At 62.6% G+C, this 22,801-nt stretch carries 19 protein-coding genes; 15 read left to right on the plus strand and 4 right to left on the minus strand.

What is annotated here, in order from left to right:
• The first annotated feature begins 9 nt into the window (after window positions 1-9).
• From kdpB to E1N52_RS19380, 5 genes are all read left to right on the plus strand, one after another.
• Complete coding sequence (gene kdpB / locus E1N52_RS19360; protein ID WP_133184344.1) at window positions 10-2,160, plus strand: potassium-transporting ATPase subunit KdpB; 2,151 nt, start codon at window positions 10-12, stop codon at window positions 2,158-2,160.
• Between the two features lie 3 nt (window positions 2,161-2,163).
• Entirely contained in the window at window positions 2,164-2,745 is a 582-nt protein-coding gene (gene kdpC, locus E1N52_RS19365; RefSeq protein ID WP_133184345.1) for a potassium-transporting ATPase subunit KdpC, read from the plus strand.
• A gap of 82 nt (window positions 2,746-2,827) precedes the next feature.
• Window positions 2,828-5,638, plus strand: coding sequence for a sensor histidine kinase (locus tag E1N52_RS19370; protein WP_133184346.1), 2,811 nt, complete (start codon window positions 2,828-2,830; stop codon window positions 5,636-5,638).
• A gap of 4 nt (window positions 5,639-5,642) precedes the next feature.
• Window positions 5,643-6,341 carry a response regulator gene (locus E1N52_RS19375; protein ID WP_133184347.1) on the plus strand — a complete coding sequence of 233 codons (699 nt, stop codon included), beginning with the start codon at window positions 5,643-5,645 and terminating at the stop codon, window positions 6,339-6,341.
• 107 nt (window positions 6,342-6,448) lie between these two features.
• On the plus strand, window positions 6,449-6,865 hold the full coding sequence (locus tag E1N52_RS19380) for a universal stress protein (RefSeq protein WP_133184348.1): 417 nt from the start codon (window positions 6,449-6,451) through the stop codon (window positions 6,863-6,865).
• A 25-nt stretch (window positions 6,866-6,890) separates the two neighbouring features.
• On the opposite strand, the gene E1N52_RS19385 is transcribed toward E1N52_RS19380, so the two are convergent.
• Entirely contained in the window at window positions 6,891-8,072 is a 1,182-nt protein-coding gene (locus E1N52_RS19385) for a cation:proton antiporter (protein WP_133184349.1), read from the minus strand.
• A 171-nt stretch (window positions 8,073-8,243) separates the two neighbouring features.
• On the opposite strand from E1N52_RS19385, the gene E1N52_RS19390 reads away from it, so the two are divergent.
• Window positions 8,244-8,432: a hypothetical protein gene (locus tag E1N52_RS19390; protein WP_133184350.1), complete on the plus strand. Its 189-nt coding sequence runs from the start codon at window positions 8,244-8,246 to the stop codon at window positions 8,430-8,432.
• Between the two features lie 134 nt (window positions 8,433-8,566).
• On the opposite strand, the gene E1N52_RS19395 is transcribed toward E1N52_RS19390, so the two are convergent.
• The gene (locus E1N52_RS19395; protein ID WP_133184351.1) at window positions 8,567-10,798 is read right to left on the minus strand and encodes a TonB-dependent receptor; all 2,232 of its coding nucleotides are present in this window, start codon (window positions 10,796-10,798) and stop codon (window positions 8,567-8,569) included.
• Window positions 10,799-11,389: 591 nt separating this feature from the next.
• On the opposite strand from E1N52_RS19395, the gene E1N52_RS19400 reads away from it, so the two are divergent.
• The 4 genes from E1N52_RS19400 (at window position 11,390) to E1N52_RS19415 (ending at window position 16,580) form a co-directional block, all read left to right on the plus strand.
• Complete coding sequence (locus E1N52_RS19400; RefSeq protein WP_133184528.1) at window positions 11,390-11,917, plus strand: sigma-70 family RNA polymerase sigma factor; 528 nt, start codon at window positions 11,390-11,392, stop codon at window positions 11,915-11,917.
• A gap of 27 nt (window positions 11,918-11,944) precedes the next feature.
• Window positions 11,945-12,931, plus strand: coding sequence for a FecR domain-containing protein (locus E1N52_RS19405; protein ID WP_246089135.1), 987 nt, complete (start codon window positions 11,945-11,947; stop codon window positions 12,929-12,931).
• A 330-nt stretch (window positions 12,932-13,261) separates the two neighbouring features.
• A complete protein-coding gene (locus tag E1N52_RS19410; protein ID WP_246089136.1) occupies window positions 13,262-15,604 on the plus strand; it encodes a TonB-dependent receptor in 2,343 nt (780 codons plus the stop codon).
• A gap of 223 nt (window positions 15,605-15,827) precedes the next feature.
• Window positions 15,828-16,580: a hypothetical protein gene (locus tag E1N52_RS19415; protein ID WP_133184354.1), complete on the plus strand. Its 753-nt coding sequence runs from the start codon at window positions 15,828-15,830 to the stop codon at window positions 16,578-16,580.
• A 103-nt stretch (window positions 16,581-16,683) separates the two neighbouring features.
• Here E1N52_RS19415 and E1N52_RS19420 read toward each other — a convergent pair whose 3' ends face one another.
• A complete protein-coding gene (locus E1N52_RS19420) occupies window positions 16,684-17,901 on the minus strand; it encodes an MFS transporter (RefSeq protein ID WP_165979416.1) in 1,218 nt (405 codons plus the stop codon).
• 90 nt (window positions 17,902-17,991) lie between these two features.
• On the opposite strand from E1N52_RS19420, the gene E1N52_RS19425 reads away from it, so the two are divergent.
• Genes E1N52_RS19425 through E1N52_RS19440 form a run of 4 tightly spaced genes read left to right on the plus strand, consistent with a single transcriptional unit; the run spans window position 17,992 to window position 19,440 of the window.
• The gene (locus E1N52_RS19425) at window positions 17,992-18,330 is read left to right on the plus strand and encodes an ArsR/SmtB family transcription factor (protein ID WP_133184356.1); all 339 of its coding nucleotides are present in this window, start codon (window positions 17,992-17,994) and stop codon (window positions 18,328-18,330) included.
• Window positions 18,331-18,382: 52 nt separating this feature from the next.
• Entirely contained in the window at window positions 18,383-18,697 is a 315-nt protein-coding gene (locus E1N52_RS19430) for a metalloregulator ArsR/SmtB family transcription factor (protein ID WP_133184357.1), read from the plus strand.
• Window positions 18,694-19,098, plus strand: coding sequence for an SRPBCC family protein (locus E1N52_RS19435; RefSeq protein WP_133184358.1), 405 nt, complete (start codon window positions 18,694-18,696; stop codon window positions 19,096-19,098). Before E1N52_RS19430 ends, E1N52_RS19435 begins: the two co-directional genes overlap by 4 nt.
• 6 nt (window positions 19,099-19,104) lie before the next feature.
• Entirely contained in the window at window positions 19,105-19,440 is a 336-nt protein-coding gene (locus E1N52_RS19440; protein WP_133184359.1) for a hypothetical protein, read from the plus strand.
• Between the two features lie 77 nt (window positions 19,441-19,517).
• On the opposite strand, the gene E1N52_RS19445 is transcribed toward E1N52_RS19440, so the two are convergent.
• The gene (locus E1N52_RS19445; protein WP_133184360.1) at window positions 19,518-21,044 is read right to left on the minus strand and encodes an FAD-dependent oxidoreductase; all 1,527 of its coding nucleotides are present in this window, start codon (window positions 21,042-21,044) and stop codon (window positions 19,518-19,520) included.
• Window positions 21,045-21,216: 172 nt separating this feature from the next.
• On the opposite strand from E1N52_RS19445, the gene E1N52_RS19450 reads away from it, so the two are divergent.
• Complete coding sequence (locus E1N52_RS19450; RefSeq protein WP_425468090.1) at window positions 21,217-22,794, plus strand: efflux transporter outer membrane subunit; 1,578 nt, start codon at window positions 21,217-21,219, stop codon at window positions 22,792-22,794.
• Window positions 22,795-22,801: the final 7 nt, after the last annotated feature.

Here is a 22,801-nt window from a genome sequence, read left to right on the forward strand (position 1 = left end):
GAGGAAAGTATGACTACGCCCGCTCAACCGCCTGCCCACCGTCCCGACAATCTTGGCCAGGCACGCACGGCTGCACGCTCGATGTTCGATCCGGTGCTCGTGAAGCCCGCGATCGCCGAGTCCTTCAGAAAGCTCAAGCCGCGTACGCAATTGCGCAATCCCGTGATGTTTTGCGTGTACGTGGGCAGCATCCTGACGACGATACTCTGGTTTGCCGCGCTCGCGGGTCAAGCCGAGGCGCCGGCAGGCTTCATCCTGGCCATTGCGCTGTGGCTGTGGTTTACCGTGCTCTTCGCTAACTTCGCGGAAGCGCTCGCCGAAGGCCGCTCCAAGGCACAGGCAGCATCGCTGCGCAGCGCGAAGCACAACGTGATGGCGAAAAAGCTCAACGACGCGCATCCGAAATCGCCCGTCACGGTCATGGCCTCCACCGATCTGAGGAAAGGCGACGTCGTGCTGATCGAGACGGGAGACACGATTCCGGCCGATGGCGAGGTGATCGAGGGCGTCGCGTCCGTTGACGAATCGGCCATTACGGGCGAGTCCGCGCCGGTGATCCGCGAATCGGGTGGCGACTTTTCGTCGGTGACGGGCGGCACGCGCGTGCTGTCGGACTGGATCGTCGTGCGGGTCTCGGTCAATCCCGGGGAGGCATTCCTCGACCGGATGATCGCAATGGTCGAAGGAGCCAAGCGGCAGAAAACGCCAAACGAGATCGCGCTGACGATCCTGCTGGTGGCGCTGACACTCGTGCTGCTGTTCGCCACGGCGACGTTGCTGCCGTTTTCGATTTTCTCCGTGTCAGCCGCGCAGGCAGGCCACGTCGTGACCATTACGGCACTCGTGGCGCTGCTGGTTTGCCTGATTCCCACGACCATCGGCGGGCTGCTCTCCGCCATTGGCGTGGCAGGCATGAGCCGCATGATGCAGGCGAACGTAATCGCAACCTCCGGGCGCGCCGTGGAGGCTGCGGGCGACGTCGATGTGCTGCTGCTGGACAAGACCGGCACCATCACGCTGGGCAACCGGCAGGCATCGACGTTTATTCCGGGTCCCGGTGTTTCGGAGCAAGACCTCGCCGACGCGGCCCAACTGGCGTCACTTGCTGACGAAACGCCCGAAGGCCGCAGCATCGTCGTGCTCGCCAAGCAGCGCTTCAATATTCGTGAGCGCGACATGAGCGCGTTGCACGCCACGTTCCTCGGCTTCACGGCGCAGACGCGGATGAGCGGTGTCGATCTGCCGGAGCGTGAAATCCGCAAGGGCGCATCGGAGGCGATCAAGCTGTATGTCGAGTCCACCGGCGGCCGCTACCCTGGAGAAGTCAACAATGCGGTGACCGATGTCGCGAGGCGCGGGAGCACGCCCCTGGTGGTTGCCGAGAAGCCAGGCGCACACGGAACTACTGAAGGTGGCCCAGCACGCGTGCTCGGCGTGATCGAGCTGAAGGACATCGTCAAGGGGGGTATCAAGGAGCGCTTTGCCGAATTGCGCAAAATGGGCATCCGGACGGTCATGATTACCGGCGACAACCGGCTCACGGCCGCAGCCATTGCCGCAGAGGCCGGCGTCGATGACTTCCTCGCCGAAGCGACACCCGAGGCGAAGCTCAAGATGATCCGCGAACATCAGTCGGCCGGGCGCCTCGTAGCGATGACGGGCGACGGCACCAACGACGCGCCGGCGCTCGCACAGGCTGACGTCGCAGTGGCGATGAACAGCGGCACGCAGGCGGCGAAGGAAGCGGGCAACATGGTCGATCTCGATTCGAACCCGACGAAGCTGATCGAAATCGTCGAGATCGGCAAGCAAATGCTGATGACGCGCGGCTCGCTTACGACGTTCTCTATTGCGAACGACGTCGCGAAGTATTTCGCGATCATTCCGGCGGCCTTCGCCTCGACTTACCCGAAGCTGCGCGTCCTGGACGTGATGCATCTCACCTCGCCGTCATCGGCCATTTTGTCCGCGGTGATCTTCAACGCGCTGATCATCGTCGCGCTCATCCCGCTTGCGCTCAAGGGCGTTCAATATCGCGCGCTCGGCGCAGCCGCTGTTTTGCGCCGGAACCTGCTGATCTACGGGCTTGGCGGCATCCTGTTGCCATTCCCGTTCATCAAGCTGATCGATGTCGTGCTTACCGCATTTGGATGGGTCTGAACCATGAACAATTCCTTGCGCCCCGTGCTGGTGTTGTTTGTGTTGCTGACGGTAATCACGGGCGGCATCTACCCGCTCGTGGTGACGGCAGTGTCCCAGGCCGTGTTTTCGCACCAGGCCAACGGCAGCCTGATAGAAAAGAGCGGCAAGCCGGTCGGCTCCGAGCTGATCGGCCAGCAGTTCGACGCACCGTACTACTTCTGGGGCCGCGTCTCGGCTACGACACCGAACCCTTATAACGCACAGAATTCCGGCGGCTCGAACCTCGGTCCGACGAACCCGGCTCTTGCCGACGAAGTGAAGGGGCGCATCGCGGCGCTGCACGATGCCGACCCGTCGAACACGACGCCGCCTCCGGTGGATCTCGTGACTTCTTCGGGCAGCGGGCTGGACCCCGACATCACCCCGGCTGCGGCGGCGTATCAGGCGGCGCGCGTGGCTAAAGCCCGTGGGCTGACGCTCGAGCAGATCAACGGACTGATCGCACAGAACACTTCCAGGCGGCAGTTCGGCATATTCGGGGAGCCTCGAGTGAATGTGTTGACGCTGAATCTCGCGCTCGACGGGATCAAGCCGATGCATTGAGGTTTTGCTGGCACGGCGTGACCCGGCCAGCGCGCGTGCCATCAATAGAAGGAAAATGGGATGACTCGCAAGGAGACGTGCGATGAACCGGCCCGATCCCGACGAACTGCTGGACCGGATGCAGCGCGATGAAGAGAGAAGTCAGCGAGGACGGCTCAAGATATTCTTTGGCGCCTCGGCCGGCGTCGGCAAGACGTTTGCGATGCTGCAGGCTGCGCGGCGCCGCAAGGACGAAGGCGCCGACGTCGTCGTGGGGATCGTCGAAACGCATGGTCGCAAGGAGACGGTCGCACTGATCGAAGGCCTGGAGGTCATCGCACCGGCGCGCATTGAGTATCGCGGCCGTCTGCTTGCCGAGTTCGATCTCGACGCCGCGCTTGCGCGCAAGCCGCAACTGATCCTCGTCGACGAACTCGCGCATTCGAACGTCCAGGGCAGCCGGCATCCGAAGCGCTGGCAGGACGTGCAGGAACTGCTGGATGCCGGCATCGATGTGTTCACAACGGTCAACGTCCAGCATCTCGAGAGCCTGAACGACGTGGTCGGCCAGATCACGGGCATCCGCGTATGGGAGACAGTACCCGATCGCGTGTTCGATCTCGCCGACGAGGTGACGCTGGTCGATCTGCCGCCTGAGGAACTGCTTGACCGGCTGCGCGAAGGCAAGGTTTACATGCCGCAGCAGGCGGAGCATGCGGTCCGCAATTTCTTTCGCAAGGGCAATCTGATCGCGCTGCGCGAACTTGCGTTGCGCCGCACGGCTGACCGCGTCGATGCGCAGATGCGCGAGTACCGCGCCGATCAGTCGATCGAGCGGATCTGGCAGGCGCGCGAGCGCATCATCGTGTGCGTCGGCGCGGGCCAGGAGAGCAGCAATCTCGTGCGAGCGGCGGCGCGCCTCGCTGCGAACCAGAAAGCGGATTGGCTGGCGGTCTACGTCGAGACGCCCAGGCTTGCGCGGCTGCCCGATGCCGTTCGCAAGCGCACGCTCGACGCGCTCAAGCTCGCTTCTGAGCTGGGCGCGGAAACTGTCACGCTGCAGGGCGACGAGGTCGCGCCCACGGTGCTGGCCTATGCTCGCATGCGCAACGTATCGAAGCTGGTGGTGGGCGCGTCATCGGTGAGGGGATGGCGCGCGCGCCTCAGTCCGTCCGTTGCTCAGCAAATGGTCTGGTCGGTTCGCGATATCGACCTCACGCTCGTCAACTCCGGTGCGGTGCGCGAAGCCGCGGAGCGCCACGATGCCGTGAGCGGGTTTGCGGGCCCCGATTCGGGAGCCCACCGCTCCACGCCCGCTTCGTACGCCTACGCATTCGCGATCTGTGCGGCCATTACGGCAATCGCCAGCATGCTGCTTGACCGGATCGCGCAGACCAATCTCGTGATGCTCTACCTGCTCGGCGCTGTTTTCACGGCCGCACGGCTCGGGCGCGGGCCAGGTGTGCTGTTCTCGTTTCTTGGCGTGGCGGCGTTCGACTTCTTTTTCGTGCCGCCGCGCATGTCGTTCACGGTCGCCGATACACAATATCTGCTCACGTTCGGCGTGATGCTGGTGACGTCGCTGATGATCAGTCACCTGACGGCGAGCCTCAAGCGCCAGGCGCATCTCGCCACGCTGCGCGAGCGCCGCACGGGGGCGATGTTCGCGATGACGCGCGAACTGGGTGGCGCATTGATGACGGATCAGATCATCGAGATCGGCATGCGTCACGTGAGCGAAGTGTTCCAGGCGCGCACGGCGATCCTGTTGCCGGATAGCCTGGAGAAGGTGCGGCCCAAGGTCGAGAATCCCGATCCGGCGACCGCGCTCAACGAGGTCGATCTCGATATCGCGCAATGGGTTTATGACCAGCAGAAACAGGCGGGTCACGGTACGGAGACCCTTCCTGCCGCGACGGCGCTGTACCTGCCGCTCAAGGCGCCGATGCGCACGCGCGGCGTGATCGCGTTGCTGTCTGAGCGCATGGCGGAGTTCGCAGTGCCCGAGCAGCGGCGCATGCTCGAGAGCTTCGTCGCGCAGATCGCGCTCGCGCTCGAACGGGTGCACTACGTCGAGATCGCGCAGGACGCACTCGTCAGCATGGAATCGGAACGACTGCGCAACTCGTTGCTGTCCGCGATTTCCCATGACCTGCGCACGCCGCTCACGGCTATCGTGGGGTTCGCATCGGTGCTTGCCGAGCAGGGCGTGGCCGTGTCGGGCGGCCCCAGGGCACAGGATCTGTCGGAGGCGATCCGCGAGGAGGCGCTGAGGATGAATGGACTCGTCATCAATCTGCTCGACATGGCGCGTCTTCAGGAAGGCAGCATGCGGCTGAACCGGCAGTGGTCGTCGATCGAGGAGGTGATCGGCGCTGCGCTGGCCGGCTGCCGGCGCTTGCTGGGGGACCGCGAGGTTCAGGCACGGGTGCCCGCGGATCTCCCCCTTCTGCAGCTCGACGCGGTACTCGTCGAACGGCTCTGCGCGAATCTGCTCGAGAACGCGGCCAAATATACGCCCGCCGGGACGCCGCTAACCATTGATGCGTCCATGCTGCAGGAAGAGGCACACCGGTACGTGCGGGTCGAGGTCTCTGATAGCGGGCCGGGGCTGCCTGCGGGAATGGAATCACGGGTGTTCGACAAGTTCACCCGTGGCGAGAAGGAGTCGGCGCAGCCGGGCATGGGGCTGGGACTTGCCATCAGCCGCGCGATCGTCGAAGCGCACGGGGGCAGGATAGGTGCGTCGAACCGCACCGATATGAACGGTAAAGTGCTTGGCGCCTGTTTCTGGTTCATGCTGCCCGCGGATGAAACTCCGCCGACGGAAACCGACGTCCCGGAACTGCCCGGCACGGGGACGTCCCAGAGCCCGTCGTCGGACGTCTCCGGCGGTACCGTGAATCGCCTGTGATGTCATGAGCGATCCGGCCGTTACGGTTGTCCTGATCGAGGATGACAGGCAGATTCGCCGGTATGTGCGAGCTGCACTGGAAAGCGAGGTAATGCGCGTGTTCGATGCGAGCACCGGGCAGGAGGGGCTCGCCATCACCGCCACCGCCAGACCGGATCTGGTGATCATCGATCCGGTGTTGCCGGATATCGATGGTGTGGAGGTGATCCGGCAACTGCGCGGCTGGTCCGCTGTGCCGGTCATCGTGCTGTCGGCCCGCTCGCGGGAAAACGACAAGGTGATGGCGCTCGATGCCGGGGCTGACGACTACATGACCACGCCATTCGGTATCGCCGAATTGCTGGCGCGAATCCGGGCGCACCTGCGCAGACAGGATCGCTTGGTGACCCCGGATTCGGCGAGGGTATCGTTCGGCGCGGTGACGATCGATCTGGCGGCGAGGTCGGTACAGCGCAACGGCGAGACGATCCATTTGTCGCCCATCGAGTATCGCCTGCTGGTCACGCTCGTTCGCCATGCAGGCTGTGTGCTCACCCATCGCCAACTGCTGGAGCAGGTGTGGGGGCCCGCCCATGCGCAAAACGCGAACTATCTGCGGATCTATATGGGAAACCTCCGCCACAAACTCGAGCGGAACCCGGCGCGGCCAGAACACATCGTGACGGAGACGGGCGTTGGGTATTGCCTGGTCGGTGTCAGGTGAGCAGCGATGTTAACGGGATTTTTACACGCGCTCCTCGTACTTTTACGTGATCCTGGCGAGGTCCGTGATTCAATCAAGCTGAAATTGACTTACCGGTGAGGTTGGCTGTGCTGAAACTGCTTATCCCCGTGCTCGGGACCAAAGGGGCAACCGAAGCGGCGCGTCACGGAGCGTTCCTGTTTGCGGAGCGATGCGTATCCGAGGTCGAGATCGTCGAAGTGCTCGACGATGTCGCGCAAGGCCGCGCCGTAGCGTTTCATTCACCGGCGGCACTGCACCGACGGGAGAAGCAGGCGGCGCTCGATGCGCTCATGCAGACGCGGGCGATTCTCGATGATGCTGGCGTCCCGTACACATGGAAACGCGTGTTCGGGCCTGCGGAGCGCACCATCGCACAGTGTGCGGAGAAGGGCCATGCGGATATCGTGGTGCTTGACGCAAGCCACCTCGGCTTTTTCCACAGATGGGCGGTCCTCGCCAGGCTATGGCGACTGACTTCCACACCAGTCACGATGCTCCACTGAAGTCTGCATCGCGCTGGGCGTAGCGTTACACGATTCGCAATCGCCGCAGGAGCACGGTCATCGTCGTGCCCTGAACGAAAATCGAAAAGGCGACTACGGCAAAGGACACGGTGACGATTTCTTCGCGACGCGGCACGCCGGGCGGCAAGCCCATTGCGAGCGCCAGGGCGAGAGCACCGCGCATTCCGCCCCAGAACAGGATATGTTGATGCCGCACGTCGATGCGCAGCGACGTGCGCGAGAAGAGCATGCAGCACGGGTAGACAGCCACAGCGCGGGCCAACATCACGATTACCACGGCGATGCCGATCGAAGCCCACACCGTTTCGTACTCCCGCTGAGCCTGCTGAATGCCAATGAAGAGAAAGATGAATGAATTTGCGGAAAATACCGCGTATTCAAGCACGTTCTCGACGGCTTCCCGGCCTCTCTTCGTCATCGGATTGACCGCATTGCGCGTCCCCATCACGAGACCCGCAACCAGCGTCGCCAGCACACCGGACAGGTGAAGGTTTTCGGCGAGCAGAAACGACCCATAGGCCGCGATCATCGCAAATGCAATCTCGACGAGGTGATCGTCGGTGCGGTGTAGCAGTGACAGCACCACGTTGCCGATCAGCAAGCCACAAAGGACCGATCCGAGAAGCACGATGCCGGATATTCTCAGCACGTCGAGCGGATGAACGTGCGCGCCACCCACGAATGCCAGCACAACGCGAAAGCCTGCCGCTGCCGTCCCGTCGTTGAAGAGGCTTTCTGCCTCCATCAAATGCCTGAAGCGTCCCGCCACGCGGGCTTCCCTGAAACTCGCCAGAACAGAGACGGGATCCGTGGCGGCAATCAGCATGCCGAAGAGCAGGCCGGAAATCCATTCCCAGTGCAACAAGTAATGCATGCCCATTGCCGTTACGCCGGCTGATACGAGCACGCCGACGATAGCTAACGTCTGGACTACGACGAAGTCCCTGCGAATTTCACCCCAGCGCATATGAAACGCCGCCTCGAAAATGAGCGGCGGCAGCAGTACGTTGTAGATGAAATCTTCGTTGAGAGGGATAACGGGAAATCGGGAAGAAGCCAGGAACGAGAGGGCGATTCCAGCGATGACCAGACCGACGCTGTACGGCATATGCAAGCGCCGCACGAGCATTGCCACCAATGCTGAAACGAGCAACAGGACTTCGAAGAGGCCGACGTTAAAGTCCATCCGGACGGCTCCGGTCGGGGGGCACGGAAGTTTCGCTGCGTCTGTCCTGATTCTGCCTGTGTGTTGCGCTGTTGGGTGAATCCCGCAGTATATGCGTTACCCTGTTATCAGATCGTTGAAATCATTGAGGGCAGTTTTAGCGACACCTACGCCTCTGAGGAGGTTCCAGTCATGTCGGGTATCAAACGCATCGATCCGCACGATCCCGCTCATCAGGCCGCATCGCACAGGACAACACGCTACCCTGTGGAGCACATCTCGTTGGCGGCTGGCTCCAGGAAAGGGCAGCGCCCCTCTGCGCCGCATCGCAAGGTCGGGCGCGGCAAGGTCGGCGTCGGTGGCAAAAGCAGCGGCAAGTAGACATCTGCGACCATTGCCTTGCGGTCCTATTACAGATTGCCGGACCAATGAAAGGCAGATGGACGGTGCGCGAGATTCGCACACCGCGCATCGAGCGGGATCGTCCCTACCAAAAGGCAATTCGCCCATCCGCTTCAGAAGTCCACTGTGGCGGATGCAAACACCGTGCGCGGCGCCCCAAGCGAGATCGTGCCGTACGAGGCGACACCCGACCAGTACTTGCGATTGAACGCGTTGAGTAGGCCGGCGCGGAACGTCGTCGACTTTCCATGGATCGACATGGTGTAGCGCGCGCCGAGATCCACGGTCGTCCACGAAGGCACCGACTGTGTGTTCGCTTGATCGAAGTATTCCTGTCCCGTGAAATTGACGCCGCCGGTCAGCGTGAGGCCAGATACCCACGGAAGATCCCATTCGGTGCCCACGTTGGCCATCCATTGGGGCACGCCGACGGGGCGGTTCCCGACAGTCGAAGCGCTGTTGGTCTTCGTGAGCTCAGCATTGATGTACGTGACGCCGCCGAGCAACCGGATGCCCTTCACAGGCTCGCCTGCAAACGTCAATTCGAGCCCCTGGTTGCGCTGCTCGCTGTCTACTGCGTAAAGCGTGCCGTAGAGCTGCCCGCTCGGCTTCGTGATACGGAAAGCCGCGAGCGTCGCCATGAGGCTGTGATAGTCGAGCTTCACGCCAACTTCTTCCTGCTTTGCCTTGTACGGTGCGAATACCTGGCCCGCGTTCGAGGCCGTGGTCGGCGCGATGTCGCCGCGGCTCAGACCTTCGACGTAGTTCGCGTACAGCGACACATGCTCGACCGGCTTGAACACGATGCCGACGAGCGGCGTCACCGCGCCCTTGTCGTACGAAGACGACTTCGCGCCCGTGGTCGTGTTGAAGTTGTCCGACTGGACCTGCTGCTGCCTCACGCCTGCCGTAAGCTGCACACGATCGTTCAGCACGCTCAGCGTATCGGCGAGCGCCACACCGTAGAGCTGCGAGGACGAGACCTTGGGCACGCGCGAGGGCGAGGCGATGTCCTGTTCCGGACTGGCGATCGGCGAGTAGATGTTCGACAGGATCGCGGTACCCGAATTGCTGCCGTTGGCGATGCGATCGCCGTAAATGCTCGCCATTAGCGTGAGCGAATGCGAGACCGGGCCGGTGTCGAAGTGTGCACGCGCGCCTGTGTCCGCGCTCCAGCGATTGACCTGGAATTTCCAGTTCTGCGGCGTCGAGCGCGTGTCGCCTGCTGCGTTCAGGATCGTCGGTGTCTGGTCGGAGAGGCGCGAAACATCGGTTTTTGCGGTGCCGGCATCCGCGAAGACCGTGACGTTTTGCGTCGCGTCATATTCGGTATGCAGCAGCACGGACTGATCGAGCGACTTCCACCATCCCCACGACTGCGTGACATTGCGCGCGCCATCGGGCGCAGGCGGCACCGCGATGCCAGACGCGAGCAGGAATGGACGCGTCGGCGCGTCGATCCATTGGTACTGCTCAATGAAATCGAGCGTCGCGCGAAAGCGTTCTCCCTGATAGTCAAGCGAAAGCGCACCCACTTCCGCGCGTGACTTCTGGTTGTCGAGCGGCGTGCCGCCTTGCCGATGCAATCCGTTGAAACGGATGCCGAACTGGCGTTCGTTGCCGAACCGGCGGCTGATGTCGACGTGTCCGCCGACCTGCGAATCCGAGGTGTAGTCGAGGCCCACGCGCGTGAGGTCCTGATCGAGCGGACGCTTCGGCACGATGTTGACCACGCCGCCCACGCCGCTGTTCGGCGACATGCCGTAGAGCAGGGCGGCCGGCCCCTTGATCACCTCGACGCGCTCGACGTATTCGGGAAAGACGTGATAGTTCGGCACGACGCCGTAAACGCCATCGAACGCGAATTCGCTGATGTTGCCTTCGTTGATCGGGAATCCGCGAATAAAGAATGAGTCGGTCACGCCGCCCGTCTGGCCCGTGAAGCGGATCGACGGATCCTTGTTCAGCACGTCGGCAATCGTCGCGGCTTCCTGATCCTGTATCCGCTTCGAGGTGTAACTGGTCATGCTGAAGGGCGTGTCCATGACGTTCTTGTTGCCGAGGAGACCGACGCGGCCTCCCTTTGCCACCTGTCCACCAGCGTAGGGTGCCGGGAGTTGATCGGGTTGCGCGGCAGCCTTTACGACGACTGCGGGGAGCGTCTGCTGCGAATCCTTTGCCTCGGGTGTAGCTTGCGCGGGTTCCTCCGCATGCGAAGCCGGTGAGAAAGCAACGGTGAGCGCCCCCGTAAAGACTAGCTGCGCCGCGGTCACGAGGATTCTGGGTCGAGGCCGGGCGGGATGTCGTAGAAATTCTGTGTGGTGGCAATACGTACTGCTAATCATTGGTTGCTTCCTTGTTCTCATCATTGTTATGGCGGACCTCATGACGCTCGATGCGGATTCACCGTGTCCGGATATCCCTGCCGACCGTAGTCGCGCGCGACGCTCTGGGGCACCCGGATTCAGGTGTGACGCTCCATGCTCTCTTGCTGCCGTCCCCGATTTAAGCACTCACAGGAGAATGAGAATTATTCGCAAATGTAAGGTTATGTCAAGCGTTTTCTGAAGCCACGCGTGCAGATCGCAGAAATTGGATGGGATTTCGACGACATTCACTCTAGTTAAACAAGAAGCATTGTCATGTAATGTCGATCGGATGCCGACAGGCGCTTGATTTGCCCCCTATAAATTCGCTCGCTCCTAAGCGAAGGCCGATTGCAATATTTGTAAACGCTACTTACAATGCGAACAATTCTCGTTACGCATAGTGGGGGATCGTCGGTAGAACGACGTGTAAGACGAACCCGGTGGAATGCCGGCAGCGCGGGTGGTTCAGCGCGCACATCTTCAGCCGCAAGCCAGCGTAATGAATTCGGACTCCAAAGGGGTTTGCGCGAACCGCGCGTCCCGCGAATTGTTGAAAAGGGTAGCGCGATGAGCGCCGTACAACCGACTGTCCATGGCGAGGTGCAGGACCTCTATCAGGCCCACCATGGCTGGCTGCAGGGTTGGTTGCGTCGGCGCCTGGGCGACGCGGCCGATGCGGCGGACCTCGCTCACGACGCCTTTCTGCGCCTGATCGTCAAGCCGGCCACCATGAGCTTCGCCAGTCAGGGTGAGGCGCGCGCCTACCTGCGGACAATGGCGCAGGGCATGTGCATTGATCTCTGGCGCAGGCGCCAGGTCGAGCAGGCGTGGCTCGATACGCTCGCCGCGCAGCCGGAACCTTTCGAACCGTCGCCTGAATATCGCGCCGTCATCATCGAATCGTTGATGGAAGTTGGGGCGCTCATTGCACGCCTGTCGGAGAAGGTGCGCACGGCGTTCATCATGGCGCAGATTCACGGCATGACTACGCGTGAAATATCGGCCGAGCTTGGCGTCTCCGATCGCATGGTCCAGAAGTACCTGGCCCAGGCAATGCTGCACCTCGCGCTGTTCGACGCGGGTTTGACGCACTAGAACATGGGGAGCACGCCTCGTTTGCCCGTGACGGACGCCGTCGAGGCCGACTTCGAGAGCCTCGAGGAGGCTGCCAACTGGTACGCCGCGTTGCAGGCCGCTGGGGAAGGCGGCCAGCAGCGTAGGGCCTGGAGTGAGTGGCTTGCTGCTTCTCCCCGGCATCGCCGCGCGTGGGCGCATATCGAATCGGTCAGCCGCCGGTTCGCTCCTTTGCGGGCGCAGAGCGAGGCTGAGCGCGAGGCGGCCGCCGTCGCGGTGCGCGTCTCTGCGAAGCAGGCAGCCAGCCGCAGGCGCGTGCTTGCGTGCCTCACGGCGTTGAGCGGAGCAGGGCTGACGGCGTGGCTGACATGGCGATTCACGCCCGTGCCAGCACTGGTCGTCGCCTGGCGTTCGGATTACCACACAGGGGTTGGGGAGCAGCGGGATGTCGTGCTTGCCGACGGCACGCGTGTCTGGATCAACACGGATAGCGCGCTCGATGTCGACTATGACGATACACGCCGCCTGCTCACGCTGAAGGCCGGTGAAATCCTGGTCGACACCGGCACGGACCCGCGCGCCAGGCCGTTCTACGTCGACACCCGACATGGGCGGATGCAGGCTCTCGGCACACGTTTCACGGTGCGTCAGACGTCTTCCTTCACCGAACTGTCAGTCTTCGAAGGACTGGTGGAGATCCGAACACGCTCCGGCATCACGGAACGCGTCGGCGCCGGCAAGCAGCGCTCGTTTACCGGCGACACCATTTCCAGCGCGGTCGCGGCGGATCCCGCACGCGAGGCCTGGTCCCATGGCGTGATTCTCGCCGACGACATTTCACTGGCCATGTTGATCGATGAACTTGGCCGCTATCAGCGCGGCCACATTGGCGTCGATCCGCGCGTGGCGGACATTCGCGTCGTGGGACGTTTCCCGACCGGTAACCCGGATCAGACATTGGCGATGCTCGCTCGCGACCTGCCGATTTCGATTCGAAGAACGCTGCCGTGGTGGACGACCATCGAACCGCGATGAGCCGCAGTCGAAAAAAATTTCCAGATGAGTTCGCTTTTTTCGTCCTCGTTCGATTTGTAGATGAAAGAGGACTCATCGGACCGTCAAACGCGCGCGAGTGCAGCAGGGGAGCGGACGACGATACCGTGCGATGGGCCTCCCGAGTTCATATTCATCTCGAGGAAGAAGCGCCTTATGCGTCGCCAGCCGTTAGACCGCCGCCGGAACATCCCCGGCACAGTTCGGAGCAGCAAACAAAAAGAACCCGCGCTTGCAAAGACAAGGCGCCCGGCGCCGCGCGTAATTTGCCTCGCCGTGCTTGGCGCCCTGCTCGCGGGAGCGGGCGGCGGCATGTCGTTGGCCCATGCGCAAACAACCGGCAATGCGGCAACGAGCGCAACTGTGCGGCGATACGATGTGCCGCGCGGCCCGCTTTCGGGTGCCTTGAACCGTCTGGCCGATCAGGCCGACGTATTGATCAGCGTGCCGGGTGAACTGACTGCGGGTAAGACCAGCAATGGCGTGTCGGGTACGTACTCCGTCGACGAAGCCTTCCAGAAGCTGCTGTCCGGCACGGGCCTCGAAGCGGTGAGGCAGACCGACGGGAGCTACTCGTTTCGTTCCGCCTCCACTGGCGCGCCCGAAGCCGTGCTTCCGACAATGGCGGTTGTTGCCAGCCGGGTCGCCGAATCAGTGACGGCGCCCTATGCTGGCGGCCAGGTCGCACGTGGGGCGAGCGTCGGCTTGCTTGGCGAGCGCGACTACATGGACACGCCGTTCAGCATCGCGAGTTACACCGAAAAGCTGATTCGCGACGAGCAGTCGACAAGTGTCGCCGAACTGCTCACGACCACGGACCCTTCAGTGCGCGCGGCGATCGACAGCAGCAACCGTTACGACGCGCTGACGATTCGTGGGCTGCGCGTCGAAAACGACGAGATGTCGCTCAACGGTCTGTATGGTCTCGTACCTGACTATCGCGTCGGTCCGGACCCGATCGAGCGCGTGGAAATCCTCAAGGGACCGGGCGCGCTGCTCAATGGCATGCTGCCGCAAGGCAGCGTGGGCGGAAGCGTCAATCTGGTCACGAAGCGGGCCGACGATGAGCCGCTCACGCGCCTGACGGGTGAGTACATATCGAACTCCGTGTTCGGCGCTCACGCCGATATCGGTCGGCGCTTCGGGCCGGACAACGCATTCGGCATTCGTGTCAACGCGGCGCATCGCGAGGGCGATACACCCATCGACGAGCAATATCGCAGGAACAACGCCTTCTCCGTGGGGCTCGACTATCGCGGCCAGCGGCTGCGCGCATCGGGCGACGTCATTTACCAGGAGGACTACATGCGTGCGGCCGCGCGGGGCTACACGCCGCTGACCGGGATCGCGATGCCCGGCGCGCCCGACCCGACGATCAATCTTGCGCAGACCTTCTCGTATTCGAATTCGCACAGCCTCACGGCAATGGGGCGCGTGGAATACGACCTGACATCGAACGTGACGTTGTTCGGTGCGGTCGGCGCCAACCAGTTCGGCTACGACAAACTCGAAGATCCGGGTGCGACGCTGCTGAACGCGCAGGGCGATGCGCGCTCCACTTCGCGCTACCAGGAGGGCAAATCGCGCGCGGTTTCCGCTGAGGCCGGCGTGAGGGCGCGCTTCAAGACGGGGCCGGTGGATCATCAGTTCGTGGTCAGCGGAAGCTCGCTGCAACAGACGACCTGGTTCGGTCAGACCACCTATGGCAGCTACCTGACGAATATCTATTCGCCGGTGCGCGTGTCGAGCCCGGGCGATGCCGTGTCCTCGTCGCCGGAAGCCAAGGACAGCTCGCAAACGCTGCGCAGCATTGCCGTCGCCGATACGCTGTCGGTCATGAGCGGCATGGTGCAGTTCACGGCGGGCGTGCGCCAGCAGTGGGTCGACAGCAGCAACTACGCGGTCTCTGGCGCGACGACTTACCACTACAACCAGTCGGCGGTGACGCCTTCGTTTGCGCTCCTGATCCGACCGATCGACCAGCTGTCGTTCTACGCGAACTATATCGAAGCGCTGACACCTGGCTCCTCACCGCCCGCAGATGCCGCCAATCCAAACGCAGTCTTCGCACCGTACAAGTCGAAGCAGGTCGAAGTGGGATCCAAGCTCGATCTCGGCAACTTCGGCGCGACGCTGAGCTTTTTCCAGATCAAGGTGCCAAGCGGCGTGGTCGACCCGGTCACGAAGATCTACAGTCTCGACGGCGAGCAGCGCAACCGAGGCATCGAGCTTTCGGGCTTCGGAAAGCTCGGGCAACGCGTGCGCGTTCTCGGCGGCGCAACGTGGCTCGACGCCCGGCTCGAACGTACGCAGGGCGGCGCGTACGACGGCAACCACGCGGTTGGCGCGCCGTCATTCCAGGCCAACGTGGGCGCGGAATGGGACACGCCGTTCATTCCGGGTTTTACGCTGACTGGGCGGGTCATCTACACCGGCGAAGCCTATGTCAGCCAGGACAACCTCCAGCACGTGCCGAGCTGGACGCGCGTTGATCTCGGCGGCCGCTATACGACCAAAATCGGCGGTCGCGACATCACCCTCAGAGCCAACGTGACGAACCTGTTCAACAGGTACTACTGGCAGGCCAACCCGACGGGCTATGTCATCAGCGGGATGCCACGCACGTTCTGGGTGTCGGCGTCGGCTGACTTCTGAGGAATAACGCGGAGGCTGGCTACCTGGCATCGGCGGGGGCGAGCCAACTGGGTATCGGACTCGTACGCACCGTCATTCTCACCTCGACCTTCGACTTCTGAAACGGGCTGGCCAACGTGCCGGCATAAACCTGCTCCTGTTCATCATGTTCACTTTCGCTCTTCGTGCCCGGTCCGCTGCGACTCGCAGTTCCCACACTTCAACGACGTCTCTTCATCGGGGCATGCTGGTTGCCGCGCTTGTGTTTGCTGTGGGTGCGGCGGGCTTTTCGCATGACGTCATGGCGCAGTCCGCTCCAGCAGACTCGTCGGCGGGCATCGCGCTACACAAGCGTGTTCTCTATGTGACCAGGCTTTCCCACCGTGATCGCGAGGAAGATGACAAGGTACGAACCCACCTGGAATCTCGCGGCATGTCGGTCACCATGGTGGACGAAAGCACGCCGGCAAGCGCAGCGAATGGCATGGATCTGGTGATCATCTCTTCGGTGGTCAGCGCCCGCGACATGGTGGGCACGGCGTTTCGCGACGTGCCGGTTCCGCTTCTCACCTGGGAATCCGATCTCTACGATTCGTTGCGGTTCACCGGCCAGAAGAAGGGCGAAGATTTCGGCGAACTGGAGAAGGAGCACTACATCAACGTGGTCAATGCGCCGAGCCCGATCGCCGGTGGCGTACCCGCAGGAAAGCGTTGGGTCTATCCACGCGACGACGAAATGGGCTGGGGCAAGCCTGGACCCGGCGCGACGGTGATCGCGACCGTTCCCGGTGAACCGTCGCACGCCGTCGTGTTCGCCTATGAGAAGGGCGCCACCATGGATTACGACTTTATCGCGCCGGCTCGTCGAGTCGCGCTATTCCTTGGTAACCGGTCATTCGAAAAGTTGAGTGCTGACGGCGAGACATTGTTCGATGCGGCGACGGACTGGGCGCTCAGCCCGGCAGCGCTGCCGGTAGCGCGTAAATCTGCTCAATGACATCACGGGCACGGCATGCACTATGTGGCGATGCCCCTTTCCAACGGGGCAATTCAAGCCGCGCCGCTGCCAGGTCGTCGGTGCCAGCGGCCTGCCTTGCGTATCAGGAGCCGACTCTTCGTTCGTCACGTAGGACCGTGGTGAGTACCATCCCCACGCATGCAAGTGCCGATGCGGTGATGTAGACAGTCTTAAGCGATCCTAACCAGCCTGGAAAACTTCCTCCAGTCACGTTGCCCAATGTCGTGCCAAGACCCAAAAAGACATTGGCAACAGCAAACACCGTAGTCGCTGAGCGAGGGTCGACAGTCTTGCTGATATAGGCGGGAATCAGTCCGTAGATTGCGTAGAACGACAGGCCGAAACACAAGGCGGCCGCTCGCAATTGCCAGACTGCCGTATGGAAAGCGATCAGGAGGCCGGAGCCGGCGAGCGCAGCGTAGGAGAGCGCGAGGGCAATCCGCACGCCGGCCTTGTCAGCAGCCATGCCCGCCGCAAATCCGCTGAAAAGCCCGACCACACCGATGATCGACCAGACTTGCCCGATCGTTTCCAGGGAGTGCGCCTGCTCATCGACCAGGAAGCTCGACAGGTAGTTTTGCCACGGCCCGCACGCCATTCCGCTCAATGCCAGCAGTGTCCAGACGGTCAGATTGCTGCGCGTCACCAGATGCCACCGGCTGCCGGATGGGCGGCGAGTCTCTGTGCGCTGTGGCGCCTTACGGACGAAGACCTGTGGAGCGAACCGCCGAAGCGCAAGCAGTCCGCCAAGCGCAATGGCGAGCGATGTCGAGCCTGCCACGATCCATATCCACTGCCAGCTGTGCCTCGGCAACAACCACGTCACCAGCATGCCGTTCGCGAATTGCCCATAGGCCGTACCGCTGGATACAAGACCGTTGACGCGGGACCGGTAGCAAAATGGGACCGTCTCTGAAATTGCGCCGACGGTCGGGACCATCATGAAAGCCGCAGTGGCGCCAAGGCCCGCAAGAACGAGGCCGACTGACAAGACGCTCTGGACCCCTGCAAAGAACAGCAGCAACAATGCCGCCGCAGCGACGGCGCCCACGATAACCTGACCCTCGCCGAACCGCTTGACGAGGCGCGGACAAACCAGCGCCGCAATGAGGTACGCGGTCTGCGCTCCGCCGGTGACGATGCCAATCGCCGTATATTCGAACCCGAGACTGTGCCGCATCACCGGCACGATCAGGGCGAAAAGATAGAGCCCAAAACCGAACGCGACCGCTACGAAGAGCGTGAAGACGACGGCAACACTCATCGTGCGCGTGATCGACTGCGTGGTTGTGGAAGCCATCGCGGTTGTCGTCATAGCTGACCTATATCGAGAAATGTCTATATAGAAAGAATACGATATAGTTAGCTCACGTCAAGGGGATTTTGAGCCATGCCGAAAATCGACAACCTCTACGAGAGCTGGCTGCAGGACGCGCTGAATGCACTCTCAAACCGCCATCGCCTGACGATACTGATCTGGCTAACGGAGCCGGAAAAGCATTTCCCGCCGCAGCGGGACGCTGACCTTGTGAAGGACGGTGTCTGTGTGAGTTTCATCACCGAGAAGATCGGTCTGACGCAGCCCACGGTAACCACGCATATGCAAACGCTGGCAACGGCAGGGTTGGTCACCTCGAAGAAGATCAAAAACTGGGTGTACTACAAGCCTGATCGCGCGGTGATCGACCGCTTGCTCGGCGACCTGGATCGCGCGCTACGTCCTACCTGATCAGCACATAAGCCATTTGACGCGTCGGAGATTTCCGACGTATCCTCTGCGTATGACTACGACTGATGTCTTTGGGGCGATTGCGAACCCGACGCGCAGGCGCATCCTCGAAATGCTGCGCGGTGGCCCGCGTGCAGCCGGGGAGATCGCGTCCTCGTTCGCCGTGAACCGCCCGGCGATTTCCGAGCACCTGCAAGTCTTGCGCCTTGCCGGCCTCGTCACAGAGCAGGCGAGTGGACGTCAGCGCCTTTATGGATTGAACGCAGGCAGGCTGAGAGAGCTCGCGGAGTGGCTGCATCCGTTCGAGGGGTATTGGGAGCAGCGCCTCGATGCCCTCACTGAAATACTCGACAAGGATACGCAATGACAGAACCCGGACTCATCCAGCTCACGCGTTTCATTCCGCACCCGCCGGCCAGGGTCTGGACTGCCCTGACCGACCCTGCGATTCACGCCAGATGGTGGGCGGCTGGCGACGTACGCGCGGTCGTCGGGCATCGCTTCACGCTGGATATGGGACCGTGGGGCGTGCAGCCCTGTGAAGTCGTTGCCGTCGAGCATGAACGGCTGCTGTCCTATTCCTTCGCACCGGGCACGCTGAACACGACGATCACGTGGCGGCTCGAAGCCGAAGGAAGCGGTACGCGCCTGTCACTCGAGCACAAGGGCTTCGATCTCGATTCGCCGCTCGGCAAGGCGGCATTCCAAGGCATGGGCAAAGGATGGCCGGACGTCGTTCAGCGGCTTCAGGACGTCCTCGGCGCATGAGGCGCTATGGCACCGGCGCCTACCTCTAGTCGCTTCTACGTCCTCGATGCGAAGAACAGGCCTGTCGAGGTGTTCGACCGCAGCGAGTGGTCGCGCTGGATGGCAGAGAACGAATTGATCTTTCGCCGCACGTTGCTCGAAGAATCCGGCGTGACGGTCACGACACGCTTTCGCGGTGTGGCCGACACGAGGGCCGGCGAACCCGCGCTCTTCGTGACGCGAATCGCCGGAATGGAAGTGGGGGATGACAACGAGAGCTATGGCGCCAGCACGCTCGAAGAGGCGCTCGCGCGGCACGAGCGCATCGTTCGGAAAATCCTTAAGGGTCTAACCGGGCGGTGACCGGTGCGTCAATCCCCGGCTGTCTGCTGCGAACGATCCCGGCCTGGCGAGGCATCCCTTTGCGATTCGTTCCCGCGTCAACGGAAGACGTGTTCCATCTCGACTTCTGCCCGCAGATTTTCGATATCGCGATAAATAGAGGCTACGGCGACGACACGTCCGTCGCGCTTGTAGCGCAGGAAACAGTCGCGTCCTGCAATATCGCCGTCAACTGAAATCTCGTCCCAGCTCTCCGCGTGCCCGAGATAGTTGATCGGGACATCGTAGTGCTGGCTCCAGAAGAATGGCACGGCGTCGAACTGCTCACGTCCGCCAATCAAGTTCATCGCCGCCGTCTGTCCCTGGCGCTGCGCGACGACCCAGTGCTCCACGCGAATTGCCGTACCACTGTGCGGATCGGGCCAGCGAGCAATGTCGCCAGCAGCGAAGACGCCAGGTGCGCTGGTCTGCAAGCAGGCGTCGACCACCACGCCACGGTCGATCGCGAGGCCGGCTTGCTCAGCCAGTGCCAGTCGCGGCCGCACGCCGACACCGACCACCACCAGATCGGCCTCCAGGCTGCCGCCCGCTTTGAGCGATACCTGCTGCGCATCGATCGCGCTGGCGGTGTTCCCGAGGTGGAAGACGACGCCATGTTCTTCATGCAACCGCTGCACGAATTCCCCCATCTGTGGCCCCAGCACACGCTCCATCGGGCGCTGCTCCGGTGCTACGACGTGTACTTCGAGTCCACGCGCGCGCAACGACGCGGCCACTTCCAGTCCGATGAAGCTGGCTCCGATGACAACCGCGCGTCGCGAGTTCTCTGCGCGAGCGATGATGGCGCGGGAATCGGCCAACGTGCGAAGGGTATGCACATGCGGCAAATCCATGCCGGGGCCAGGCAAGCGAACCGCTTCGGCTCCCGTGGCTAAAAGTAGACGGTCGTAGGGGACCTTGCTCCCATCTGCGAGCTCCACTTCCTGCGCGGCGACGTGAAGACGCGAGACGCCGACGTTCAGCCGCAGATCGATGCGCTGGTCTGCGTAAAAAGCATCATTTCGAAGCGGCACCCACTCCTCAGGTGCGCTGCCGGCCAAATAGTCTTTGGAGAGGTTGGGACGGTCCACAGGAGGCGCCGCGTCGTCGCTCAGCATCGTGAGACTGCCCGCGTAGCCAAGGCGCCGCAGACGCTCGGCAGCAGCGAAACCTGCAGCGCCTGCGCCGACGATCACGATCTTCTGTGGCGCGCCGGCCGGCGAGGTCACGGAACCGGCGGCCGGCGCTTTTTTGTGCAGTACGACAATCTTGTCGCCCCGGATCTCCGTAGACCAGCAGGCGACAGGGCTGAGCGCAGGCGCCCGCACCGCTTCGCCCGTGCGCAGGCTGAAGCACGCGTGATGCCATGGGCACCGTACCGTCTCCCCGACGATCAACCCTTCGGCGAGCGGGCCGTGGTAGTGAGTACAGGCAGCGTCGATAGCGACGAATTCATCACCGAGCCGTGCAATCAGCACCGCATCATCACCGACGTGTCCCGACAACAGGCCAGCTTCGCCGAGAGATTCGATGGGCACGCCTTTTGCCAGATCAGGACCATTTTCATTCGATGCGTCACTACTCATGTCGACCTCCACGGGCACGTGACCCAGCTAATGCATCACCACCGGCGTCCTCGGCTGAGGCCGCTACTTTCAATGTTAGTCTTCGTTCGCGGGTCACGCGAACATGTTGTGGCATGATTTCAAACTCTGCATCTGCCGTTTCGTTCGTATTCCGCTGAAACAAGGTGGATCGATGATCGATGACGTCAACCACGGTTTCCGACGCAGCCGTTCGCACTGGCATTCGCGCAGTGCGGCGCGCCACCATGCAGCCTGCGAGATGCTCACGCGTGCTGCATGGGGCACTGTCCTGATCGCCCTGTCCGGTTGCACGGTCGGACCGAACTACCATACGCCCACGCCGCCCACGACCGGCACGTACACGTCCACGCCGCTACCCGATCAAACGGCCTCGGCGCCGGGCGCATCGGGTGTCCCGCAACAATTCGTCGCCGGCCTGGACATTCCCGCCCAGTGGTGGACGCTCTTTCATTGCGAGCCGCTCGACGTGCTGATCCGCGAAGCGCTTGCCAACAGCCCCAACGTTGCCGCGGCGCAAGCGGCGCTCAGGCAGGCCGGCGAAAATCTTCGTGCGCAAATGGGCACCACGCTGTATCCGTCCGTCGACGCGACGGCCAATGCGACGCGCGAGAAGTTCAGCGGCGTCACGTTCGGCGAGCCGCAGCTCACGGAACTGCTGAACCTCTATAACGCATCGGTGAACGTCTCGTACAACCTCGATGTGTTCGGAGGCGGAAGGCGAGAGCTCGAATCGTTGCGCTCGCAGGTCGATTATCAGGGCTATCAGTTGCAGGCTGCGTATCTCGCGTTGTCCGCGAACATCGTGACGGCGGCCATCAAGGAAGCCTCGCTGCGGGAGCAAATCGAAGCGACCGCAAGCATTGCCGACGACGAAGACGCGCAGCTCGGCATCATGCGCAAGCAACTCGCGCTGGGCGGCGTGAGTCGCGCAGCGGTGCTTGCACAGGAAACGCTGGTGGCGCAGACGCGCGCGACCTTGCCGCCGTTGCATCAGTCGCTCGACCAGACGCGTCACCAGCTCGCGGTCCTGGCCGGCAAGCCGCCGAGCGATACGGACGTGCCCGAGTTCAGGCTGTCGATGTTCACGCTGCCGCAAACGTTGCCCGTCAGCGTGCCGTCTTCGCTCGTGCGGCAGCGCCCCGACATTCTCGCCGCCGACGCCACGCTGCATCAGGCGAGCGCCCAGGTTGGCGTCGCGACGGCGAACATGTATCCGCAGCTCACGCTCTCCGCGAGTTACGGCCCGCAGGCGCTGACACCCGCGGGCCTTCTTAAGTACGCCGACATGATCTGGAGCATCGGCGCAGGCATCACACAGCCGATCTTTCACGGCGGCCAGTTGAGCGCGCAAAAGCGCGCGGCAGAAGCGGCGTTCGACGAGGCCAACGCGCAATACCGTCAAACAGTGCTGCTCGCATTCCAGAACGTCGCCGATACGTTACGCGCGCTCGAGCACGATGCAACCGGACTGAGCGCACAGACGCAAGCATGGCGAGCTGCCGGCGATTCTCTCGACCTCACGCGCGGCCAGTTTCGCATCGGCGGCGTCAGCTATCTGGCGCTGCTCGATGCACAGCGCCAATACCAGCAGACGGTTGTGAATCTCGCGCAGGCGCAGGCCGCGCGCTATGCGGACACGGCGGCGCTGTTTCAGGCGCTCGGCGGCGGATGGTGGAACGACACGGCGACGAGCCAGGCAGCCCAGCCGACCCCGGTTACGCCGAAATGAATCCTTT

Source organism: Paraburkholderia guartelaensis, assembly GCF_004353905.1.
Taxonomy (GTDB): Bacteria; Pseudomonadota; Gammaproteobacteria; order Burkholderiales; family Burkholderiaceae; genus Paraburkholderia; species Paraburkholderia guartelaensis.